General features: G+C 52.2%; 20 protein-coding genes. 3 read left to right on the top strand and 17 right to left on the bottom strand.

All coding sequences use genetic code 11. The annotated features are described in order from the left end of the window. The first annotated feature begins 8 nt into the window (after positions 1 to 8). The gene (locus BM317_RS25945; RefSeq protein WP_092170119.1) at positions 9 to 1,649 is read left to right on the top strand and encodes a GMC family oxidoreductase; all 1,641 of its coding nucleotides are present in this window, start codon (positions 9 to 11) and stop codon (positions 1,647 to 1,649) included. Positions 1,650 to 1,985: 336 nt separating this feature from the next. Here the strand turns inward: BM317_RS25945 and BM317_RS25950 are convergent, their stop codons facing one another. The 17 genes from BM317_RS25950 to BM317_RS30450 form a co-directional block, all read right to left on the bottom strand. Next, positions 1,986 to 3,281, bottom strand: coding sequence for an FAD-dependent oxidoreductase (locus BM317_RS25950; protein ID WP_092174317.1), 1,296 nt, complete (start codon positions 3,279 to 3,281; stop codon positions 1,986 to 1,988). Between the two features lie 35 nt (positions 3,282 to 3,316). Further along, on the bottom strand, positions 3,317 to 3,694 hold the full coding sequence (locus tag BM317_RS25955) for a nuclear transport factor 2 family protein (RefSeq protein WP_092174313.1): 378 nt from the start codon (positions 3,692 to 3,694) through the stop codon (positions 3,317 to 3,319). Between the two features lie 12 nt (positions 3,695 to 3,706). Then, positions 3,707 to 3,910, bottom strand: coding sequence for a hypothetical protein (locus tag BM317_RS25960; protein ID WP_092174310.1), 204 nt, complete (start codon positions 3,908 to 3,910; stop codon positions 3,707 to 3,709). Positions 3,911 to 3,914: 4 nt separating this feature from the next. Next, on the bottom strand, positions 3,915 to 5,501 hold the full coding sequence (locus BM317_RS25965) for a phytoene desaturase family protein (protein ID WP_092174306.1): 1,587 nt from the start codon (positions 5,499 to 5,501) through the stop codon (positions 3,915 to 3,917). 125 nt (positions 5,502 to 5,626) lie between these two features. Continuing rightward, the gene (locus BM317_RS25970) at positions 5,627 to 8,395 is read right to left on the bottom strand and encodes a winged helix-turn-helix domain-containing protein (protein ID WP_092174302.1); all 2,769 of its coding nucleotides are present in this window, start codon (positions 8,393 to 8,395) and stop codon (positions 5,627 to 5,629) included. A 102-nt stretch (positions 8,396 to 8,497) separates the two neighbouring features. Further along, a complete protein-coding gene (locus tag BM317_RS25975) occupies positions 8,498 to 9,301 on the bottom strand; it encodes an N-acyl homoserine lactonase family protein (RefSeq protein WP_092174297.1) in 804 nt (267 codons plus the stop codon). Positions 9,302 to 9,352: 51 nt separating this feature from the next. Then, a complete protein-coding gene (locus BM317_RS25980) occupies positions 9,353 to 9,739 on the bottom strand; it encodes a carboxymuconolactone decarboxylase family protein (RefSeq protein WP_092174293.1) in 387 nt (128 codons plus the stop codon). A gap of 16 nt (positions 9,740 to 9,755) precedes the next feature. Beyond that, positions 9,756 to 10,667, bottom strand: a complete 912-nt coding sequence (locus tag BM317_RS25985) for an NAD(P)-dependent oxidoreductase (RefSeq protein WP_092476809.1) — start codon at positions 10,665 to 10,667, stop codon at positions 9,756 to 9,758. 28 nt (positions 10,668 to 10,695) lie between these two features. Then, a complete protein-coding gene (locus BM317_RS25990; protein WP_092174283.1) occupies positions 10,696 to 11,358 on the bottom strand; it encodes an alpha/beta hydrolase in 663 nt (220 codons plus the stop codon). Between the two features lie 8 nt (positions 11,359 to 11,366). Continuing rightward, complete coding sequence (locus tag BM317_RS25995) at positions 11,367 to 12,323, bottom strand: VOC family protein (protein ID WP_092476811.1); 957 nt, start codon at positions 12,321 to 12,323, stop codon at positions 11,367 to 11,369. Between the two features lie 36 nt (positions 12,324 to 12,359). After that, positions 12,360 to 13,421 (bottom strand): maleylacetate reductase, encoded by a 1,062-nt coding sequence (locus BM317_RS26000; RefSeq protein ID WP_092174276.1) that lies wholly within the window; start codon positions 13,419 to 13,421, stop codon positions 12,360 to 12,362. A gap of 100 nt (positions 13,422 to 13,521) precedes the next feature. Further along, positions 13,522 to 14,325, bottom strand: coding sequence for an alpha/beta fold hydrolase (locus BM317_RS26005; RefSeq protein ID WP_092174273.1), 804 nt, complete (start codon positions 14,323 to 14,325; stop codon positions 13,522 to 13,524). A 73-nt stretch (positions 14,326 to 14,398) separates the two neighbouring features. Further along, on the bottom strand, positions 14,399 to 14,584 hold the full coding sequence (locus BM317_RS26010) for a hypothetical protein (protein ID WP_092174270.1): 186 nt from the start codon (positions 14,582 to 14,584) through the stop codon (positions 14,399 to 14,401). 11 nt (positions 14,585 to 14,595) lie between these two features. Continuing rightward, positions 14,596 to 15,063: an azurin gene (gene azu / locus BM317_RS26015; protein WP_092174267.1), complete on the bottom strand. Its 468-nt coding sequence runs from the start codon at positions 15,061 to 15,063 to the stop codon at positions 14,596 to 14,598. Continuing rightward, on the bottom strand, positions 15,060 to 15,398 hold the full coding sequence (locus BM317_RS26020; protein WP_092174264.1) for a c-type cytochrome: 339 nt from the start codon (positions 15,396 to 15,398) through the stop codon (positions 15,060 to 15,062). Before BM317_RS26020 ends, azu begins: the two co-directional genes overlap by 4 nt. Beyond that, entirely contained in the window at positions 15,395 to 17,068 is a 1,674-nt protein-coding gene (locus BM317_RS26025) for an FAD-binding oxidoreductase (protein ID WP_092174261.1), read from the bottom strand. Before BM317_RS26025 ends, BM317_RS26020 begins: the two co-directional genes overlap by 4 nt. A 49-nt stretch (positions 17,069 to 17,117) precedes the next feature. Next, positions 17,118 to 17,708: a hypothetical protein gene (locus tag BM317_RS30450; protein WP_139197935.1), complete on the bottom strand. Its 591-nt coding sequence runs from the start codon at positions 17,706 to 17,708 to the stop codon at positions 17,118 to 17,120. Between the two features lie 976 nt (positions 17,709 to 18,684). On the opposite strand from BM317_RS30450, the gene BM317_RS26030 reads away from it, so the two are divergent. Next, a complete protein-coding gene (locus BM317_RS26030) occupies positions 18,685 to 20,271 on the top strand; it encodes a DUF1302 domain-containing protein (RefSeq protein WP_170842376.1) in 1,587 nt (528 codons plus the stop codon). A 134-nt stretch (positions 20,272 to 20,405) separates the two neighbouring features. Further along, positions 20,406 to 21,680 (top strand): glycine cleavage T C-terminal barrel domain-containing protein, encoded by a 1,275-nt coding sequence (locus tag BM317_RS26035; RefSeq protein ID WP_092174254.1) that lies wholly within the window; start codon positions 20,406 to 20,408, stop codon positions 21,678 to 21,680. Position 21,681: the final 1 nt, after the last annotated feature.

Below are 21,681 nucleotides of genomic sequence, written 5' to 3' on the forward strand. Positions count from 1 at the left end.
GCTGACCTATGAACGATATTTTCGACTATGTGATCGTAGGTGGTGGGTCGGCTGGTTGCGTTCTAGCCAATCGTTTATCAGCGGACGGCCGCATCACCGTGGCGCTCATTGAGGCAGGCCCCAAAGACGATCATTGGGTGCTGACGATTCCAACTGGGGTGGCAGCAGCCTTGAGCAAACCGCAATTTAGCTGGGGTTACGAAAGTACACCTCAGCTTGGCCTGGGATCTCGTCCGTTCCCGATTCCACGCGGTAAGGTCTTGGGGGGATCAAGTTCAGTCAACGGCATGGTCTATTTCCGTGGGCACCCTGCGGATTTTGACGATTGGGCAAACAACGAAGGTGCCACAGGATGGAGCTATAGGGAGGTACTTCCATACTTCATACGCTCCGAGGATAACCCTTCGTTTGCGGAATCCCCTTACCATGGCAACAAAGGAGAAATGCGTGTTTCCAGCCCACCTCGTCCAAACAAGCTTGTGCATAGCTTTTTAGACGCCAGCAGCGATATGGGCCTGCCCAAATGTGAGGACTTCAACGCCGCCGATCCTGAGGGGCTTGGGCTACGCCAGGCTACGATACGAAAAGGCCGCCGTGAATCAATGTCGACGGCTTTTTTACGTCCAGCGCTTGATCGGAAAAACCTCACTGTCATTACAGATGCGTTAGTCGACAAAGTGTTGCTCGATAATGGCCAGGCCACAGGAGTGAGTTTTCTGCTCAAAGGCGAACAATGCAGCATTCGTGCTCGTTTGGAAGTGATTCTATCTGCCGGAGCATATGGCTCGCCTGCGGTGCTTTTACGTTCTGGGGTCGGTGATGCCAAGGAGATACAGCGACATGGCATTGCTTTGCAGCATCATTTACCCAGCGTAGGGGTAGGGCTGCGCGATCACCCAAGCGCTGCTGTGCAGATGTATACCGACAAGGACTACACCTCATACGGTGTTTCGGCACGCTCGATGTTGCGTAATATCGGCAACGTTGCTGAGTACTTACTCTGGCGTCGTGGTCCGATCGGAGGCAACGTTTTTGAAGCAACGGGTTTCCTGCGTACCACGCCAGATTTAGACCGCCCTGACTTGCAACTCGTTTTCATGCCGGCGCATCGTGGGCCAAAGCCGACCTTGCTGCCCATAGGACATGGTTATGGCGTATTATCAATTGCAGCTCGCCCGAAGAGTTATGGTCGAGTGACGTTAGCCGACAGCAATCCGTCGTCCAAGCCACTGATCGATCCGAATTTTTACGCTGATGAAGACGATCTTGGAGTTGTACGTCATGGTCTGAAGCTAGCGCGTCAAATTCTCGATCATGCTGCATTTTCTCGCTATCAAGCCCGGGAGATTTTGCCTGGCATGAATGTCCAGCACGAGAGCGAGTGGGACGATTACATCCGCCGAACTACTGTGACTGTTCACCATCCTGGATGCACCTGCAGAATGGGTAGTGATCCAGCAACGACTGTGGTGGATCCTCAACTCAAGGTGCGTGGAATTCGTGGGCTACGAGTAGTCGATGCATCGGTATTCCCGACACTGATCGCCGGTAATACAAACGCGGCTGTGGTTATGATTGCAGAGAAAGCTGCTGACATGATTCTGGGTAAGCGGGCTCCCGCCCCCATTGATGTGCCGTACGCCAAATAAGCCAATTGTCCAGGAGCACTGCTCATGGTGCTCCTGTGCTGATCTTGTGTTGACCTGCTAGCAGCATCCTGAAGGTATTTCCGATCGCTGTGTAGAGCCCTGCGAAGGGCTACTACTTGTGTCCAACAGCCCATTGCCTGGTTTTCGGCCCAATTGCTATCTATGAGTACGGCCCCGCACCGAGGTAGCGCGACAGCGCTGCCTAGCGTTTCAAACTATAGTCGAGTGATTCACTGTATGAATTTCTAGCGAGTGCACAATGAAAATCCCGGCAGTGTGGCCGGGATTTTCAGTTCCTTGACGTGTTACGCAATGAGCCGGCTCAACTCTGAGTGATTACTCAATCTCACTGGTGTGGCTCAACGTACTGGTTGTGCCACCGACTAAAGCTTTCTGCTTTTCGGCTTCACTTCGCTCTTGATCCTGCTTAATCACAGCCTCTCGCCAATCAGATTGATATGGACGACTTTCCAAGCCGAAGACCGACATCAGTGCACCGCGTAGAATTTCATGGTTGCCAGTCATGCCAAGGAAGTTACGCTCATCTTCGGCACGTTTTTCAGGATCGGCCTCTTGGGTTCTACGCTTGAATTCAATGGCGGTTGGATTAGCAACTTCGAGGAAAATACGGCGGCGCTCATAGGCATACCAATCAAGCACATCGTCACCTGCCTGCCCTTTGAATAGCTTCTCAAAAGTATCAATGAGCGTTATGGCATCCTGAATGCCCGAGGTGAAGCCCATGCCGCCGATAGGGTTGGTAGCATGCGCAGCATCGCCGGCAAGCAGTACCCGTCCTGCACGGAATGTTGAGGCCGCTCGTTGGTGCACTCGATAAGAGTTGGCTCGTTCCAAACGGTACTCAGCCCCTTTCGGTAGCCAATGGCGCAGCCGCTGATCGACTCGAGCCATGCGTTCTTCATCACTTGAACTGCTGTCTTCACCGTAGGCTACGCGCCACAGATTATCGTTGTTCACCCGTGCGATAACTGCCCAATTTACCGGGTCAGAAACCATGTTGGAGGCAGCATATCCATGCTTGCTGAAGTCGAAGAATATGTTAGTGGCCATGAATGTGTCTGGCCAGGTAAAGCCGTCAAAGCTTGCACCTATCAGTTTGCGCACCGTACTACGTGCCCCATCAGCACCGATCAGCCAATCTGCTTCGAGCTGATGCTTACCACTGCTATCACTGATGTTTGCAACCACACAATCATCATGCTGCTCAATACTGTCCAGCGTTGTGTTCCAGAGCACCTGACTACCAGGAAAAGTAACGAGTCGTCGGAGTATCATTTTGGCAAGCACATCCTGACCAAAATGCAGGACGTAATGATAAGGCGTAAGGTCTTCTACAAGGCGATGATCCATTCGTCCCACGTTGCCAGACTGGGCAAAGTAGCATTGATAGTCGTAACTTTCCGGCCCGAGTTTTTTGGCCGCTTCGAGTAGTCCAATTCTATCCAGGGCTTTGACTGTCGAAGGCAGGTAAACCATCGCTCTAGGTGAGTCAACCACTTGTGGTTCGCGGTCAATGACGGTGACTTGCGCCCCTCGTTGAGCCAAACCAAATGCAGTAACAAGGCCAGCAGGCCCGGCCCCAATAATGATGATGCGTTTACCTGCAGTCATCGCGTATTCCTCTTGTTGTTTTTCGAGTACTTGGATCAGGGTTTGAAAGCTTCTATTGCGGGAGCGGTATCGGTGAACTCTTTCAGTTTCTGCAACAGCCCATTCCGAACGATGAACAGGAAGTGATAGCGATTGTTGTAGATGCGCTCGTTGTTCAACTCAGCTCGTCCATCTACCTCGACAGCAATACGCTCTCCGTCTTCGGTTATGCCGCGAATGGTAAATTTCATTGAGCGAATAGCCGGCAATACAGAGCCTAGGAAGTTCGCGAAGGTGGCCTTGTCTATCTCGCCAGTGTTCGGTAACCAAATCACGGCATCATCGCTGACCAGTTCCAAGGCATTCGTTAGGTCGCCGGCTTCAATGAGCGTCAGATATTCAAGTGCGATTAAGCGATTCGAAGAGGTTTGCATGGAGCTCGCACCTCATCGTCTTAGCAGCATGCTGATCAGGAACAGGGTGAGTTTTGCGCTTAGAAGTCGGAAGCCGCCGCGCAGCTCCTCGGGGCGCAGCTGTGCAGATATCGGCATTGCTCCAAACGCGGTTCCCTTCAGAATCAGTCGATTTCCATCGCGCTCTAAGGCATCGATTTTCATCAGTTCGCTACCGTCGGGGGAATAAAGTCTCATTGCATTACGCCTTATTAAATTGGCTGAAGTTCATTTTTAGGTCGTCGAATACACGCATTGCGGCAGCGCGGCCGGCACCGAAAACACCGCCGCCCGGGTGTTGGAATGGGCCTACCAGATACAGCCGGTCGACGCCTGGAACAGTGTTTCGGCCAAGATCTGGAGTTGGTCGGTGAGCACCGAATTGGTGCTGGTGTCCTGCGATCCCATGAAGGTCGCCACGCTGGAAGCTTGGAGATGTGCGCTGCATATCGAGAGGTGTGTCGACATGGCGGCCAATGATCAGATTGCTGCTCAAGTTATGGAAGTAGGGTGACATGCGCTCCAGCAGTCTGTCGGCATAGGCTTCCTTGATCTCGTCCCAATACGCAGCAGGGCGACCGTCAACTTCGAATGGAACGTAAGCCCAAGCGTGCATGGTGGCTTTGCCCATCGGAGCGCGACTGGGGTCAATGTTTGTCGGGGATGCGAGGGCAAGAAGCGGATCTTTTGGCAGCTCGCCATATCGAACATCATCAAATGAGCGACGGAAGCGAGCAATACTGACCGGCAGCAGTTCGATAAAGGCTGCTTTGTCGACATGGTTCCCAGCTTTGAACTGGAGTTTTTCTTGCAGTGATGCATGGATAGTGATGCAGGCACAAGGCGAAGTAGTCGTTCGTTCTGCTCGTTCAAAAACATGAGGCGCTACGCCGGCCTCATGCAAATACCCGCGTAGGAGGTGTGGGTGGATACCTCCAATGACTGCATCTTTAGCTTCGAAGCGTCTACCGTCATGCGTTAGCACAGCCGAAGCCCGGCCAGCTTTGGTCTCAATTATCGAGACGTCTACTTCGGAAATGACCTCGCCGCCATGATCTTCGATGCAACGAATCAATGCAGCGGTGAGTGCACCGCTGCCTCCGACTGGAATACCAATTCCGTATTTTTCCATAAAGCCAAGGAACATGAACAAGCTAATACCGGAGCCAAGCTCCTCCGGACTAGCAAGGTTTTCGCCAACCATGCGCGCGAAGTGCAGGCGCGTTTTTTCATGTTCAAACCAGTCGGTAATGATTTCCCAACTGCTCTTCATCATGGTGGCAAACATCTCTCGACCTTCTGGGCTTTGATCCATCATGGCGAACTGAGCACCCATTGGAACTGGTGCTGAGTAGAGTGTGCCGATCAGCATAGGCAGATAGTGAGCGGCGATCTCAGAGAATTTCAGGTATGCCTCAGCGTCTCTCTGGGAGAATTTTGCAAGCTCCTGGTAATTGCGTTGGCGATCACGGTAGAGGCTCAGAGTCGTTCCATCATCGAACACTGAGATTAGAGGTACCTCGGGGTAGATGTACTTCAGTCCATACTTACTGATGAGACCCAACTCATCGTTGCGTATTAGCGGGTTCGCCTGGATGAAGATATGACCAACGCTGTGCTGGTCATGCTTGAACCCTTGAACCGTGAGTTCGCGCGTGACAACGCCGCCACCAAACCAGGCGTTACGCTCAAGTACCAGAACTTTTCTGCCGGCTGCTGCTAGATACGCAGCGGCTACCAAGCCGTTATGGCCGGAGCCAATGGCTACCACATCGTAAGCCATGGACATGTTTGGTTCCTCTTGTTTTTATCGAATCGAATGACTTCACGATGCGACAAGCAATCAGACCAAGCACCTATCCATGGATAGCGTAAAGTGAGAGTAGAGCCGCAAGGCAGAGCTTGCAGCTCTAGTTATCGGAGGATGCCAAGTTGGCGAGCCCTCTCCGCAGCTTGAGAACGCCGGCGAATGCCGATCTTGTCGTAGATCTGCTGGAGGTACCACTTGATGGAGCCTTCGGTCATTCCGAGTTTGATACCTATCTCCCGATTCAGCATGCCAATGCTGACCATCTTCAAAATATCTAATTCTCTGCTGTTTAGAGCGCCGAAAATGGCGCTGCCTTGCTCATGGGGCGCTGCTTTTGGCGTGGGAGTGGCGGGAACACTACCATCCACTCTTTCCAATAGGTTGCTTGCGAATGCGTCCGCTGGTTCCCCCTCGAGTGTTGCCGCCCGCAGTTGATCGCGTAGTAACCGCACTAGCCATTCACCTTCATCCAGGAACACGCGAATGAATCCACAAGGTGCTGCCTGGAACAATGCTCTACGCAGAGCACGTTGCGCAGCTCGCTCATCACCGGTAAGCAGTGATAGATGCGCGATGATGACATTCCAGCGAAGCGCGCTACGAACTGCGTTGGCTGCTTCAAGATGACGATTCCACAGCTTCGCCAGGTTGAGAGCTTCGACAAGCCGGTCTTCGGCTTGAGCGACCCTTACCCAACAAAGGGCACGCGCCTCATCGCGAGTACTCACATTTCGATGAGGAGTTACATCGCTTACTGGCCCTCGTAGTTTGTTTTTCCGACCAAGACGAATGACCTCGTCTACTTCACCTTGGCGCAGTAACCATTTTATTCGCTCGGCCATGCTGAAAAGGCGGAGTCGTTCGAAGCCATGCTCGTTGGCGAACACATCTGCTTCATCTAGCATTTGAAAGGCGTTAGCCTTGTCACCATCAATCATGGCTATGCGTGCACGCGTCAGCCAACCAGCAATTGCCTGATCGACGAAACCAAGGTAACTCGCATGCTGGAGGTACTGCTCAAGCAGCGTACGAGCTTGCTGCAGTTCGTCCCGCTCGTAGTGCACTTTAGCCAAATGAACCGCAATCATTGCCGCCAAAGGTGAGCCATGGCCTGTGATTTTTATTGCAGAGCGCAAGGCTGAGCTGAGTGACTGAATAGCTGCATGGGTGCGACCTGCAACGAGCCTTGCGGGTGCTAAAACTGCATTGTGGAAGACTTGTGCCGCTTCGCTGGGTAAGCGCTTGAAGTTTTCCATGCATATGGTATTCAAACGCTCCACTTCATCGAGCTGATAGTGCTCACGAAGCGCATATAGTTCTGCAGTGTAGAAACTGCCTTTCACTAAGGGGGGAGCGTCTTGGTAATTTTGCTGTAGGTACTGGGCTTGCGCCTGGACGGCGGAGGGGTTGTCGCCGAGCATACCGAGCATCAGCTCTCGGTGGAGCCATTCATAACGAAGAGTCTGAATGCGATTTTTGGGAAGAAGATTGTCTCGTTCGATCTGATTAAGGCGTACTTGAGCCTTTTCGAGCAGCGTCTTGCAGATTTCAAATTGCCAACGAACCTCCAACTGCCAAATTTGGTTAAGGATAATGGCGGGAAATCGCATTGCAACTTCCTCAGGCAACATGTCCACGAGCGCCCACGCATGAACGTTAGACGAGAAGATTTCGACGTTGTAGGTATCCATAATTTCAGCTGAGCGGAGATAGTCTTTTGTAGCTATCGCTTGATTGAAGGCACCCACGTAATCTCCGGCCTGAATCAACCATTCACTGGCCAACATGTGAAGCTGAAGCATGTGCTTCTCGTTTATCTGACGAAGTTCTCGCCTCAGGAACTCTGCAAAAAGTGGATGGTATCGGTAGCTTTTTTGCTCCTCGTCCATTGCCATTAGGAACAGCCCTCGACTCTCGCATTCGCGGAGCATGGCTTGGCTATCCTGTTGTCCAGTGAGCGCATTGCAAACGTCCGCATCGAGACGCTCCAAGATAGACGTGTGCAGCAGAAAGTCGCGAATTTCCTGCGGTTGACGGAACAGTACGTCTTGCAGAAAGAACTCTGAAAACTGACGTCTCTCACCAGAAAAATTGGCCAAGTTATACACTTGATCAGGATCGTGCCGCAGCAAAAGTGCGGCTAAAACCAAGCCGCCGGCCCATCCTTCAAGACGGATCTCAAGCTGACTTAATTGCTCTTCAGGAAGAGATTCCACCCTTAGAAAGCGAAGGAGAGAGACGGCTTCCTCATGATTTAAGCGCAGATCTCGCACATTTATATCTGAAACCAATCCTTGCATTCGCTGCCTGGCTACAGATAGACAAGGCTCACCTCTGAAGCTGAGGATAAAGTGCAGATGTGGTGGTGCTCGTTCCGTCAGCATGGAAAGGCAGCGAACCGCGTCACTACCTGCAAGATGGTGAACATCATCGATGAATAGATAAATCGGCGTCTGATCACCTTGCAGAAGCTCTAAGAGGGCCGTGAGTGATTTGCCTAGACTGGTCTCTCCAACCCTGGTAAGCAGCCCGTTTACGGGGATCGGTTGGTCAACAAGCTCCAGGGCTGCTTTGAGGTAGGCACTGAACGTGGCTAAGTCTCCATCTCCGTCTTCAAGCGAGAGCCAGGCAGTCTTGGCGCCGTCTCGCTTCAACTGTTGGTAATGCTGCTTCAATAGTCCAGTTTTGCCATATCCAGGGGGAGCTTGAACGAGTGTTAACGGAGTATTGGACGAGGCCATCATGCGCTTGAGCAAGCGCGGAAACGGAACCAGATTAACACAGGCAGTGATCGGACACAGTTTTGAGGCTATCAGCGATAACTGCAGGGGGGCATGCAGGGTTTGGAACATGCTATTGGTATGACTACGCATGGGGCAGTCTCCGCGGCTAGGGCCGATTTTTCGGCCTCTTGTTACTATTGAGCCCCTACAGAGGGGCGATGCATCTCTAATCTCTTATTGATAGCCCCTTGTCTACGTGTCTTCGGGGGATAGATGTAGAGCAACGATGTCGTTCATTGGGTCGTCGTGAAACGGGTAGATTTCTCGTACGCGTGGATCATGGCCGGGGACTATGTGATCCGCGGAGCAGGCTAGCGAACGCAGCTTTCGATAGCCATCGAGCATTGCCCCAACATCTAAAACAACAGGGAAGGGCGAGTCGTCTTCCATATTTGCGTAATAGTGGCTTGCGTCAGATGCGAGCACGACCCAACCTCGTGCTGTGTGCACTCGCACAGCCTGTAATCCAAGTGTATGGCCACCGACATGAATGAGCTCTACACCTGGGGCTAACTGCACATCACCCTCGTGGAAAACTACACGTTGCTGATACACGCCTCGGACCAGATTGACGACATCTTCGACGTTGAAGGACTGACGCAGTGGTTGATACAGCATGTACCTTCCGGTGGCGAAGCGCATTTCAGACTCTTGCAGGTGGAAGCGAGCATGGGGGAGTAGATCCACGTTCCCTGCATGGTCGTAATGCATGTGGGTGATAATCACCTCATTGATATCGGCTGGCGTTACTCCTAGTGCTTCAAGCGCGCGAATAGGGCAGCGAAGGAGCTTGCGACCACGAGCGTCTGCTGCTGATTGATTGAAGCCGGTGTCGACCAGGAAAACGTGTTCATCACTACGGATTAGCCAGACGAAATAGTCCATCGGCATCGGTATGTCATGCGCGTCGTGACTGTCGATGAAGTTGTCTCGACGGAGGCGATTAACGCAGGCATATCGAATCGCGAATACCTCGTAGTCGGGCAGTGCGTTCATGGAGCCTCCAAATTGCGTTCGGGCCGCCGACCAAAGGTCGGCGGCTGAAGATCAGGCATGCTCGGCTTCCCACGCTTTTATCGCCTCGCTGGCAACTCGGAATGCGGCCAGGGCAGCAGGTACCCCGCAGTAAATAGCGGCCTGCATCAGTACCGCACGGATCTCTTCCTTGGTGACGCCATTAGTGAGCGCGCCTTTGACATGCACACCTAGTTCGTGATGCTGGTTCATGGCAGTCAGAGCGGAGAGATTGACGATGCTGCGTGTTTTGAAGGAGAGGGTGTCATCCCCCCAAATAGCACCCCAGCAATACTCCGTGACGAGTTCCTGCATTGGACGATTGAAATCATCAGCCGCAGACCAGGACTTTTCGACATGCGCAGCACCCAGCACGGCCTTACGGTTGGCAAATCCTTTATCAAAGAGCTCTTTGCTCATTTCGAGATCCTATTTTTCAGTTGGCATTAAGTGGGCGGGTAGGTAGTTCGATGCCTGCCCATTGCTCCATCAAGCAGGTGATGCGAGTGAAGTCAGCGTCATCGCCGAAGGCTGCGCGGGTCATGTTGAGCACTTGGCGAACGCTACTGCCTACCGGCATGGGAACGCCCATAGCCTCAGCCTCATCGAGGCAGAGACGGGTATCCTTCAGAGACAGCGCTGTGGTGAATCCGAAATCGAATGTACGAGGTAGTACCGCGCGAGGCAGCTTGTCTGCGGTAGCACTGTTGCGCGCGCTGCCAGCGTTGAATACATCGAGCATGACTTGAGGATCCAGCCCTGCTTTCACACCCATGACCAGCGCTTCACAGGAGACCGCCAATGCCGTAACGGAAACCAGGTTATTCACCAGTTTCATGGTCTGGCCAAGCCCTGGTGCCTCACCACAGAACAGCGGTTTCCCAATGTTCTTCAGAATAGGGAAGAGCTCCTCATAGGTGGCATCAGGGCACGCCACCATCAAGGCGAGCGTGCCTTTCTCGGCCCCCGCTGCTCCGCCGCTGACGGGGCAATCAACGGCCACTACATTTTTCGCTAACAGAGCATTTGCAACTGTTTTGGCCGTACGGGGACCTGTGGTCGACAGATCAATGAAGACACGGACTTGCGCTCCCTGGATCACGCCACCCTCGCCAATCGCTACCTTTTGGACAATGTCCGGAGTGGGCAAACTGGCGAAGACTATTTGCGCGTTATCTGCAACTGTCTTGGGATCGGCTGCGCGTGTGGCGCCAAGTGTTTGCAGGCGTTCGACGGCAGCTTCGTTGAGATCGAACACCGTCAGTGCGAAGCCAGCCTGAACCAAGCGACGAGCCATTGGCTCACCCATGGTACCCAGGCCAATGAATCCGAGTGTTGGAATTGCCATCTAAATATGGTCTCCCGCCATGTGCCATTCAGGCATTAATTTTTTGGGGCGCAAGTAAGCGTTGCAGCAGTGAGCGTACCGAATCGATCTCTTCATCCGATACCAAATGGGGTCGATCGGGAAATACGTTCAGTTGAACGTTGCTGGCCCGCATCTCTTTGAATACCGCTGAAGTCTCGACTGTACGTTGCAATGGAACCCATTCATCTTGGTCGCCGTTGCTCATCAAAACAGGAGTGCCTGACAAGTCGGCAGCGGTTGACCACGTCATTCCTTCAGGGCCGATGAGCCCCCCGGTCAACGAGACCAGCCCGCCGTATGCGCTTGCATGTCGATAAACATATTCACACGCCAGGCACGCACCTTGAGAAAACCCCAGGAGGACAATTTTTTCTCGCTTGATCGACATCTTCTCCAGGGTGGTCAGGACGGAAGTAATGCTGTCGAGGGCGAAATCAAGCCAAGGACTATTGTCCGCAACGGGGGCCATAAATCGATTGGGGTACCAGGTTTTGTCGGCCGCTTCCAAGGCGATGTACGGCATGTCATCTAAGCCAATGCGCTCGGCCATAGCGAACATGTCTGAGGGTTGTTGATTGCGACCGTGTATCAATATGGTGGCCACGCCGACTTTCTTGGGCGAAGGCCCGAGGAAGTGCACTGGCATTGATAGATGTGGGTTGTTGGTCATGAGCCACCTCAGAACTTAAGTGGCTCAAGGTATGCGGCGATCTCTTGAGCGCGAGCGCCCAGTTGAGGAGGGATCTGGATTGTTTTGCCGAGGTCTTCGAAGGGTTCGTCCACCAAAAATCCTTCAGGCTTGGAGACCGTCGCTTCGAACAGTGCTCCACCTGGGGTTCGGACATAGACCGAGTCGAAGTAGCCGCGATCTTTGCGCTCTGACACGTCGGTGTAACCCATACCTTCCAGGTGGAGTTTCACGTTACGTTGCACATCAAGGTCGGTTACTTCAAACGCGCAGTGGTGCACGGTACCTTCGCCATAGGCCCACGAACCTTGGGGCAAGTTTGGCTCCAGTTGGAAGTCAATAATCGTGCCCGAACCACCATTGCCTACTTGGTAGCGAACGAAAGCACCATCTCTTGTGAGTAGCTTGCCTGTCCAGCCGTAATGCATAAATTCGGCAGAGTTTTCCATGTCGCGTACCGATACCGTAATACCGTGAGTGCCGCGGATACCGAACTCAGACGGAACGACACCATTGGAGTAGGGCTTACGATTATCGTCGTTGATGCCTACAAGTTCGTACTCGATTCCACACGGGTGGCTGAAGTGCAGCAGGCGCTCGCCAAATCTTTCCAGAAAAACAGGTGTGAATCCGTGACTGCTCAAGTGACGAGCCCAAAACGACAGCGAAGACTCTGGTACCGAGAGCGCCAAAGTCTTAACTTGGCCGCTTCCCCGGCGTGCTTTTCGTCCCGACTGCCGCATTGGAAAGCAGGTGATCAGCGTGCTTTCTTCCCCAATGTCGTTACCGTAGTAAAAGTGGTAAATCGGCTCGGAACCATCATACAGACCTGTTTTTTTGATGCTTTTCAATCCAAGTACTTTGGTATGAAAATCGTAGTCTTCTTGTGCACCACCCACATTGAGGGTGATGTGGTGATGGCGAAGGATATGCGGGTTGAGTTCCATGATGTTCTCCAAAGGCTGTCATTCAACAAGTGCCAATCAAGGGCGGCGGCCGAAAAATGCGTTATCGAGCAGATGCTTAATGCCTTGTGCCTCAATCGGCCGTGGATTCCAGTACGGAGAGGAACAGGCAATTTCCACGGCGCGCGGTAGGTCTTGCTCGCGCAGACCTATTTGTTCGAGCCGAGTAGGTGCGCCGAGGCTGGATGCCAAGTCATAGAGGCCTCCAGCAGCATCACTACTGACGCCTCCCAACGCGCGACAAATACGAGCCATGGCATCGGGGGCGGCGGCTGCGTTGTACGCCGTCGCATGCGGAAGGACGATGCTGTGTGTTTCGGCGTGAGGCAGATTGAAGCTGCCACCCAACGTATGGCAGAGTTTGTGATGGATCGACATTCCCACCGCACCCAAGCAGACACCGCACGCCCAGGCTCCGAACAGCGCGTCGGAACGAGCGTCGAGGTCTCCAGGGTTTTTATGGATCCGGGGGAGGGCGCTCGCCAAGGCAGCAATACCTTGTTCGGCAAGTTGCGTGATGAGGGGGTTGGCATCTTTGGAGTACAACGCTTCCACTGCGTGGGCAATTGCATTGAGCCCACTTGTAATACTGATTTCCGGCGCCAGGGTGATTGTCAGATCAACGTCGTAAAGAACAACCTCCGGCAGCACTTTCAACGTGCGCTGTGTGGTCTTCAGCCCATTCTCTGTTTGGCCAATAATCGGTGTCGCTTCGGAACCGGCATAGGTCGTAGGAATGACTATCTGCGGTAGATCTGTATTGAGTGCAATGGCTTTACCAAGACCGATGGTTGAACCACCGCCCAATGCCACGACGCAATCAGCATTGTTGCTGGCAACGAACTTCAGAGCGTCTTTCGTCACCTCGATCGGCGTATGCATGGTCGCGTTTGCATAAAGACCGACGGCCAGGTCTCCTAACTGCTCACAAAGACGCTCCCCATCGCTCTTTTGCTGCTTGGTCGTTAATACAAGCGCTCGGGACGCACCCAGAGCCCTGATTTCGTCAGCCAGCTGCGTGATCGTGCCCGAGCCGAAAATCACTCGGCTAGGAAGGGCGTTGTAGACAAAAGGTTGCATTGAAGCTCCTGGTCGTTGGGCAGTTTCAGATGAGTTTTGTTATTGCCGAGGCCGGGGGCACCTGCCGAAAGATAGTGCGCAGGCTGGTCTCGCGGCCTCCTCAGTCCAGAAAATCCAATACGGCCTGGCGTGCTTCTGCCGACTCATCAAGTGGAAGATGGCCGATGTTTTCGAATACCTTGACCTTGGCGCCGGCAATATTGTTTTTCCAATGCTCGGCTTGGCCAACTGGAAGCATTCGGTCTAAGCGACCCCAAAGAATCAAGGTCGGAGCGGAGATACGTTTCAAAAGCTCTGGCATATTCGGGTTGTCCAGGCCCGTCTGACCTAAAAGGCGCATGACCGCACTACCTTCTCTGACCCGCATGTTCATAAATTCTTCGTCCGGCCCGTGCGGAAGGAAGGGGAGAAGGACTTGCATATCGTTCACGAGATATGAAGGGAAGTCCTGAGGCGAAACTTTCGACAGATCGGGCAGAGGGTGTTCGGGAACGGCAAGGCCGGCGGGTGCAGCAAGTACAAGTTTGCTCACTCGATGTGGATATCGGGCAGTGAACTCGGCAGCGATACGGCCACCTAACGAGCTACCAACCAGATGGACGCGTTGGAGCTCGAGTGTGTCGAAAACGCTTTCGTAGTGCTCGACGCAATCTGCAATAGAGTCGACCTGGGAGTTGTCTTCGGATAAGCCAAAACCTGGATGGTGAGGCAGGTAGACTTTGAAGCGATCCGTCAGACCAGAGGTGAAACCCAGTCCGTGCCAGGTTCCACCACCATGGAGATAAACAACAGGCGTACCTTCGCCGGCGCTATGGACTGCAACCACGGCGCCATTGATTTGATAATACTGACGATTCCAGCTTGAAAAATCGACACGAGAATCCCCCGTAGGAAGCATGCTCATAAATACCTTCTTTCTATGATTGTGATATTTGGATAATGCGAGATTGCTGTCGGTGGTACTGCCCTGCACCTATCTATGGATAGGAAGGGCGGTTAAGGGCATTGGAGACTTGGTTGAAAGCCACCAGCTTGAAGCGCACTTGAAAGCGCTTGTTGGCGGCCGCGCGATGACTATGCTCGAACTCAATCAGGAGATCGCCAGTTTCAGGCGCGTGTCGTAGGTCTATCGGGTCGTCTATCACGGCAAGCTGGAAGATCATTTTTCTCCATGTCAGTCGATCAGTTTTAACTGGCCCTTCATCAAGACCGAGTGGCCCGGGAAGGAGCAGAAAAAAGTGTAGCTTTCGTCAGGCGATAGCTCGCTAACGTTGAAGATGACATCGGCGCTTTCACCTCCGCCTATTAATCGAGTGTGAGCTATGATTCGGCTGTCCCCAGTCTTCAGGAAACTATTTGCACTACCGGCAGTGATTCCGTCGGTGGCGATACCGTGAACATCACTGGTTTTGCTCAGCACCCAGTTATGCCCCATTGCTGCGGCAGGCATTCGTCCCGTGTGCTGAAGCGTCACGGTGAACTGTTTGCAACTTCGGCTCACGGAAATATGATCTTGCAAGTATGTCATTTGATCGGTGGAAACAATGGTGACTTCACATTTCTGAGCGAATGCTGGTGAAGCCACTGCGAATAGAGCAGCGAGTAAAAGCCGATCTAACTTAATGCATCCTCTACTGATCATGGTTTGGTTGGCTGTTTGGTAAGAAATTTCGTAATCGCACTCAGCTCCGTGTCGGAAATCTCAGTCTTGCGGAAGAAAGGCATGATGGTGACCCCGTTCCGGACGAAGTACTTGATCATCTCGGGATTAAGATCTGTGCGGTGTTCCAACGCATCGGGAAGTGCTCCCTTGTACTTGGCTCTTAAAGCCAGAGTGCCTGGATATAGATCACCGGGGGCGTGGCACGGAGCGCACCATTTTTGATACACCTGCTTTCCAAGATCCGGATTATTATCGGCAGCGAAGCTATTGAAGGCGGCTACCGCCAAAAAGGTCATAATGATTGAGCGCTTCATACTGAGTCGCCTCCTTTGTAGCGATGCTTATCTCGAAGGTGCTTCGGCCAGATGCCATATCGGCCTGGTGACAAGATTCCTTTAGGGTCAATGGCGTCCTTGATCGACTCGTGAAAGCGCAACAGAGCATGATCGCCAAACGAATAGGTATCCATTACATCGGCCTGGAACGTAGGGGCGGTTCGATACTCCCCCCAGCCATGATCGGCAGCCACTCTGATGAGATGCCTGAATGCGTCGCGGCTCCTCTTGTTCTGTGCAGGATCATCGCTGATGAACAGAGGGATGATGAACGTGAAACTTCGCTCCCATGATGGAACAGGTACGATCATCGCGAATATCAGCGGAATGCCGAGTCGACGAGCCTCTGCTCCGATGACTTCATTGATCTTGAGAATCTCCGCGCCATCACGAGGAATAACCGGAGAGAACCAGGCATGCCCATGGCTTGGTGGAGCTGAATTCCAAGTCGAACGCGCGCCGATTGCGAATGTGCGTAGATTGGGGATACCGAATTGGGCGGGGTATTCAACTTTCTCTGCTTGCTCAGGCGAAAGTGGAAGATTGTAGAACTCGCGTTCTTCAAATTTCACCCCAGGTATGGCTTTGCTGAAACGTTCCTGTGCATATTCCCATTGGGCTCGAATGACTTTTTCCGGGCCATAGAACGTCAGTGCGCAGCTCCAAAAAGGGATTCCCTTTTTGCTTGCGTATGCCTCGTACTCTTTTGGTTTAGCTCCGCGCCCAATGAGGGCCATGAATTCTGGGTCTAGTTCCTTAGGGCCATGTGCGAGAAATTCGTGCAGGCCCGCTAGACTCGGCGTACCCATGGCTGGGCTATTAATGTCGGGGTAGCCAGTGAAGATTTTAGAGTTTTCCAGCTCTGTCATCAATTGGACCAGAGGAATCAGATCTTCATACCGCGAGAGGTGGACGCGACCTTTTAGGAACGCTTCAGGCTCTGGCATAAGCCAAAAACCCATCTTCGTTACAATGCCAAAATTTGACTGGCTAAAGATGCCGTCGATTGCTGGGCCGAAGCCGGTCTTATACATTCCCCAGGTTTTAGAGCTTGGCATTGCGCCCATTCCAGTACGCATAATCTCGCCGCTGGCCAGTACCACTTCCATTCCGCAGTGAGCATCGAAATGATTGCGGAATTGGGAGGCGGTATAACCGGCACCGCGATCCATAGCATTCCCCACCATACTTCCCCAGCCTGGGTCTGGTACGTCAATCCACAGCGCGCTTTTCTTCTCTTGCAGATAGCGGTACATGTCGAAGTAGCTGACACCAGGCTCGACGATGCAGTAAGCCTGTTTCTCGTTGACCTCAATGATGCGATTCATACGCTTGAGGTCTAACACCACGCTGCCGCTATAGGTGGGGGCGGAGCCTCCATAGCCAAGGTTCTTGCCGGTAGAAATTGTGTACAACGGAATGCCGTACTTATTAGCGATCCGCGCAATTTCTTGTACCTGTTCAGAAGAGTCCGGAGCTACGGCAGCTGAAGCGACGCGCTCTTCAGGCTCGCCCAGGTAGGGCGAGTAGGCGTCGCGATAGAGTTTCAGATCATCTTCGCTGGTGAAGACCCATTCTTTGCCGACCACGTTCTCGAAAGCGCTTATTGCCTTTTGAAAAGTCGCGGAATCGATGCCAGGAGGCAGCATTGGAACTCTCCTATTTATAGTTATGAATGTCTGACCGGTCGGGGCGGTTTCAGGCGGATCGAGTTGATGGGGCTATTACCCAGGTCACGAGTTGCTCATTGAGGCAGCCCTTGCTCATCACCTGTCGACTGAAGCAACTGCCGCTAAGCAGCGAAGACGAGCAGGAACTTAGAAGAACTCCCAGATCAGTGGGCCAAAAATGTTCGTTCTGGACTGCCAGTGTGGTTTTTTCTATCAGACGTGGTGGAGCTATGATCGAGTGCGCTATTCGTCCCTCACCTACAGCGTTGTGTTCTATGCGCATTAGAACTTTCATGCCACGATCCCAAGCCAGGCGCTCAAGGCAGAAAAGCTGTTCTTGGGTGGTTAAGCCCATGACAAAGGCACTACCTTGCTTCCATATAGGATCAAGATGCTTTAGCCAAACCTTTGTTATATCTCCATTGCTGACGAGGAGAGGTACACCCAGTGTTTTGGCATGCGAGCCAAAAGAGTTACTGGCTGCAAAGCGAGTATCGGAAACGATGGCCGTCAATTTGACTTTCGATTCGAAATCGAGAGCTTTAGCGATACCGTTGAAGCCTATTAGCGGAAGCAGGCTGGAGGCCAGGCCAGCCTTAAGTACACTGCGCCGGTTCATTGGATTCTGTCCAACGCATGGCGGGAATCGAAGAAAGACTCTAGCATTGCGGCGAGCTCCGATGATTTTGTGGTTATCGGGATCCGTCCTGGATCACTTTCATCGGAATATTTACGCAAAGCGTGTTAGGGCAACACCTACCCAAAGATAGTCGCTATGTTTTCTGTGGAGTCTCTGCGTGGTGTTTTCTGTAGTCGCACGGTGGCATTCCAAAATGGCGAATGAAAAATTCTCTAAAGGCTCGCTCGGGTTTGTATCCGACGGCCTCCGTTATCCGTGAACGCTCTGGTGACGCTGGAGAACGAGTTCAGCGGCCACTTGCCATCCTGCGTTCAATAAAATATTCGATTGGGGTCTGTCCGGTACGCTTGGTGAAAAGTCACCCGAAGCTGAATCGCGACATTCCGGTTTGTTGGGTAAATCGCTTCAGCACCCATGGTTTCTGGGAGTGACAATGTATCGCTACAGGCGCTTGCTGATGCGTGGGGCATTGATTCCACTGAGCCAACTGTTATTTCAAGCTGGTGCATTGAGAACGTAAGCTCGAACCAGGCTCGGGAAAATCAACTCCGCCAAGTGTGAGGCTGTGGCCGTGTATCACGGCGTGGTCACGCTCTGTTCGGTCGTAATGAAGTTCAAGCAACTATGGCATCCAAGGAAGCTGTCCTCGGGCGCTGCTTTTCAGGGTGATCAAATCAGGAAGAGTGCGTAGGAGATGATTGCCGGTAGCGTCATCCGATGATGACGCCCATCGTCAGTATGCGGTCATTGCGGGGGGGGCTGATGCTTTTAAACCGCACGGGGGTGGCAGGGAGGGGGAGCCTATCTCTTCTATCTTTGGATAGGTGCTCCTACGGTGGGGCATCTCTAATTTGGACGCTATGGATCCGTGCCTGATCCACTTGTAACAACTTCTTAGGGGAATCCAACTCGGGCACTTTGTGTAGACATGCACCACAACCGGAGAATAAAAATAATGAAGAAAATGACTCTGCCTGCTAGCCTCGCGCTTGAACCACCTCTAACGCTTTCTGCATTATTGGGTGGTGTTCTGTTGGCATCTAGCACCACAGCTATGGCGGTTGAATTCGAGTACGGTGACATCAAGGGCAACTGGGATAATACCATTAAGTACTCGCTTGGATCGCGAATCAGCAATCCAAGTGATACCAATCTCAAAAGCGTCAACGCTGATGATCCTGAACACAACTTTGATCGTGGCTCGTTGATGATGAACCGTTTCGACTGGCTTACAGAGTTGAATGCGCGCTATAAAAATTTCGGTCTGAGTCTCAGTGCCGCGGCTTGGTACGATGACGTATACAACCACCGCAATGACAACGACTCACCAGGTACCTTTAACCCTTCCTCGGTTTCAAATAATGATTTCACAGATCAAACGCGCAAGTGGGCGGGTAATAAAGTTGAGTTGATGAATGCTTTCGTTTCTGGTCAGTTCACGCCTTTTGACGTTCCGGTAAGTGTTCGATTGGGGCAGCACACGCTTCTGTGGGGAGAGAGCTTGTTTTTCACCGACAATGGAATTGCTGCAGCCATGGCTCCTGTCGATGTCTATAAAGCACTTAGCGTCCCTAACACCAAGGCGCAAGAGCTTTTTCTACCGACCAAACAGATATCAGCGAGCGCAATGTTCGATGGCGGTTGGACGATCGAAGGTTTCTATCAATTCCAGTGGGAAAAATCCCGGATACCACCGGCTGGCAGTTTCTTATCCTCTGTGGACATTCTCGATGAGGGCGGGGAGCGTATCATCGCGGGACCTGGCGCATTTTTCTATCGCGGCAGCGACAAAGAGCCAGATGCACCTCAGTTCGGTGTGTCTCTACGGTGGCGTCCAGAATCACTGAATCTTGATCTCGGTCTCTATGCGATTGAATACAACGAAAAAACCCCTCAAGTTGTAATTAGTCCCTCCGGTGGCTTTGATCCCACAAATGGCTCAATCGGTACTTACTCTTTGCGGTATCAAGAGCGGGTCAAGCTCTACGGCATCAGTGCGAACACTACGGTCGGACAGTTGAATATTGGTGGTGAGATTTCCTACCGAAAAGATGCATCGTTACGCGCCAGCGGTGATGTTCTGGATCCCCAAGTTCTGGGGGATACTGTACATGCGCAAATCAATGCTATTTATGTAGGTAACGCGGGTGTTTTTTGGGATGGATACTCTCTCGCAGGTGAACTCGCAGGTCACCACCTGACAAGCATTACAAAAAATAAAGCGGAGTTTGATAGTAGTCTGGATGATACCTCGTATGGCGTTCGAGGCGTGGCTACCCTTAATTACTATCAAGTCTTTCCAGGTTTGGATATCGACGTGCCTCTCGGGCTGGGGTACAACTTTAAAGGCGAGTCTCCCATTTCAGTGGCGTTTAATAACTACGGCTCTGACCACGGTGGTGACGTGAACGTTGGTGTGGTTGGCACCTATCAGCAGGATTGGAAGCTGGGTCTGAATGTGACTCACTTCTTTGGTAGCGAAGATAATAACTACTACCGTGGACGAGATTTTGTCATGGCATCGCTGACTCACACATTCTAATCGTGTATCTGTAATCAGCGTTTGATTTTAATTCTGCCTTTTCTGAAAGATTGTCAGCGGCGTTAAAATGTTTTTTAGATGTCCGTCCTTAATGGCCGGCGAGTGAGCTTTATAACTGATCTTCGGAGAGCTGTATGTCAAAAGAAATCATTAACTTCATGCGCAATACTACCCCGCCGTATTCTCCGGGCTGGGGGGGGCCAGAATTTACATCTTGGCAGGATGAGCAGCTGTCTTGGAAGAGCACATGCTATATCGGAGATTGGTCATTTCTATGGGATGTTGAGTTCGAAGGCCCAGAGGCATTGAGGCTGTTTCGCGATATTAGCGTTAACAGCTTTGAAAACTTTTCCATAGGCCAAGCTAAGCATGTGGTTCAGTGTGATAGTAACGGTAAGGTAGTGGGCGAAGGCGTTTTGATGCGTTTGGGCGAAAATAGATTTTCTTCCCAAGCTGGCAGTGCCTTTTGGTCTGCCTTTCAGTTGACAAAGCGTGGTTATGACGCAACGTGGAAAGAGTGCCAGACGTTTCAACTGCAGGTTTCTGGGCCAACAGCTCTTGCGGTCTGCCAAGAGGTTACCGGTGACGATCTATTGGACATTAAGTTCATGCACTTTCGTGAAGTTACCATTTCCGGGTGCACCGTCAAGGCCCTTCGTCAAGGTATGGCAGGCGAAATCGGCTTCGAGTTTCATGGTGATCTGAAGGATAAGGACGCGGTATATAATGCCATTATCGCGGCAGGTCAGCGTTTTGGTATACGTCGTCTTGGCCGGCGAACGGCAATGATCAACCACTTGGAAGCTGCGTTCCCAACCACGTTTTGGCATTTCCTACCATCATCCTTCGGACCAGAGAGCGAAGGTCAACTTGAATTTATTTACGAGCACTTCGATCTTAAAGGCATCGTTCCGGTATTGCAGGGTAGTTTCCAGGGAGAGTCAATCGACGACTATCTGCTTAGCCCATATGAACTTGGCTGGGGACGTAACGTTAAGTTTGACCACGATTTCACTGGGCGGGCCGCATTGGAGGAAGAGGCGAAAAATCCTCGTAAAGCGCGAGTAACGTTGGAGTTTAATAACGATGACGTTATCGCTCTCTATGCTTCTCTTTTTGGCGAGAAAACACCGTACGACTTTCTCGATATTCCACACCCGCACCGGTGGATGACCTGGGCTGATGCAGTTCTGAAAGATGGGAAGACGGTAGGGTTTTCATCCTCTCCAGGCTACAGCCTTTACTTCAGAAAAGTTCTAACCTTGGCTTTTATCGATGCTTCGCTGAGTGAGCCTGGAACCGAAGTTGAGGTGTTGTGGGGTAACCCAGGTACCGAACAGACTCGGATTCGTGCGACCGTGGCTCCCGCGCCATATAAACAAGATAAACGGCGAGACGTATTGAGCTAAC

It is taken from the genome of Pseudomonas sp. NFACC24-1, from assembly GCF_900115235.1.
Lineage (GTDB): Bacteria > Pseudomonadota > Gammaproteobacteria > Pseudomonadales > Pseudomonadaceae > Aquipseudomonas > Aquipseudomonas fluorescens_AA.

What these genes read in the sequence shown, in the direction of transcription:
- BM317_RS26000 (WP_092174276.1), bottom strand. Translation starts at nt 13,421, where the DNA reads ATGCAACCTTTTGTCTACAACGCCCTTCCTAGCCGAGTGATTTTCGGC.
- BM317_RS26020 (WP_092174264.1), bottom strand. Translation starts at nt 15,398, where the DNA reads ATGAAGCGCTCAATCATTATGACCTTTTTGGCGGTAGCCGCCTTCAAT.
- BM317_RS25965 (WP_092174306.1), bottom strand. Translation starts at nt 5,501, where the DNA reads ATGTCCATGGCTTACGATGTGGTAGCCATTGGCTCCGGCCATAACGGC.
- BM317_RS25950 (WP_092174317.1), bottom strand. Translation starts at nt 3,281, where the DNA reads ATGACTGCAGGTAAACGCATCATCATTATTGGGGCCGGGCCTGCTGGC.
- BM317_RS30450 (WP_139197935.1), bottom strand. Translation starts at nt 17,708, where the DNA reads ATGAACCGGCGCAGTGTACTTAAGGCTGGCCTGGCCTCCAGCCTGCTT.
- BM317_RS25980 (WP_092174293.1), bottom strand. Translation starts at nt 9,739, where the DNA reads ATGAGCAAAGAGCTCTTTGATAAAGGATTTGCCAACCGTAAGGCCGTG.
- BM317_RS25955 (WP_092174313.1), bottom strand. Translation starts at nt 3,694, where the DNA reads ATGCAAACCTCTTCGAATCGCTTAATCGCACTTGAATATCTGACGCTC.
- azu (WP_092174267.1), bottom strand. Translation starts at nt 15,063, where the DNA reads ATGATCAGTAGAGGATGCATTAAGTTAGATCGGCTTTTACTCGCTGCT.
- BM317_RS26010 (WP_092174270.1), bottom strand. Translation starts at nt 14,584, where the DNA reads ATGATCTTCCAGCTTGCCGTGATAGACGACCCGATAGACCTACGACAC.
- BM317_RS26025 (WP_092174261.1), bottom strand. Translation starts at nt 17,068, where the DNA reads ATGCTGCCTCCTGGCATCGATTCCGCGACTTTTCAAAAGGCAATAAGC.
- BM317_RS25970 (WP_092174302.1), bottom strand. Translation starts at nt 8,395, where the DNA reads ATGCGTAGTCATACCAATAGCATGTTCCAAACCCTGCATGCCCCCCTG.
- BM317_RS26005 (WP_092174273.1), bottom strand. Translation starts at nt 14,325, where the DNA reads ATGAGCATGCTTCCTACGGGGGATTCTCGTGTCGATTTTTCAAGCTGG.
- BM317_RS25995 (WP_092476811.1), bottom strand. Translation starts at nt 12,323, where the DNA reads ATGGAACTCAACCCGCATATCCTTCGCCATCACCACATCACCCTCAAT.
- BM317_RS25960 (WP_092174310.1), bottom strand. Translation starts at nt 3,910, where the DNA reads ATGAGACTTTATTCCCCCGACGGTAGCGAACTGATGAAAATCGATGCC.
- BM317_RS26030 (WP_170842376.1), top strand. Translation starts at nt 18,685, where the DNA reads ATGAAGAAAATGACTCTGCCTGCTAGCCTCGCGCTTGAACCACCTCTA.
- BM317_RS25990 (WP_092174283.1), bottom strand. Translation starts at nt 11,358, where the DNA reads ATGACCAACAACCCACATCTATCAATGCCAGTGCACTTCCTCGGGCCT.
- BM317_RS25945 (WP_092170119.1), top strand. Translation starts at nt 9, where the DNA reads ATGAACGATATTTTCGACTATGTGATCGTAGGTGGTGGGTCGGCTGGT.
- BM317_RS26035 (WP_092174254.1), top strand. Translation starts at nt 20,406, where the DNA reads ATGTCAAAAGAAATCATTAACTTCATGCGCAATACTACCCCGCCGTAT.
- BM317_RS25975 (WP_092174297.1), bottom strand. Translation starts at nt 9,301, where the DNA reads ATGAACGCACTGCCCGACTACGAGGTATTCGCGATTCGATATGCCTGC.
- BM317_RS25985 (WP_092476809.1), bottom strand. Translation starts at nt 10,667, where the DNA reads ATGGCAATTCCAACACTCGGATTCATTGGCCTGGGTACCATGGGTGAG.